Annotated in this window: 1 pseudogene; it reads right to left on the minus strand. The window is 77.0% G+C overall.

The annotated features are described in order from the left end of the window. Window positions 1–70: 70 nt before the first annotated feature. Window positions 71–235 (minus strand): annotated as a pseudogene (locus KVT39_RS38355) (glutamine cyclotransferase); the annotation flags it as partial.

Here is a 235-nt window from a genome sequence, read left to right on the forward strand (position 1 = left end):
AGGGTGGGCGGCCGGGGTACGGGGCGAACCGGCCGCCGCCGGGGGCGGGCGCCGCCCGGGTCCCGTCCCCCTACGCCCGCACGTGCGCTGGGCGCCGCACGGCGCGCAGCTTGCCGCTGTTCCCGCCGCCGCAGTAGAAAAGATCGTGGCCGTCGGATTCGAGCCCCGACACGCCGACGCCGGACGGCATGCCGACTTGCTCGAGCACCTGGCCCGTACGCGGATCGACGTGCCG

Origin of the sequence: Burkholderia sp. GbtcB21 (assembly GCF_019091065.1) — a bacterium.
Taxonomy (GTDB): Bacteria; Pseudomonadota; Gammaproteobacteria; order Burkholderiales; family Burkholderiaceae; genus Burkholderia; species Burkholderia pyrrocinia_C.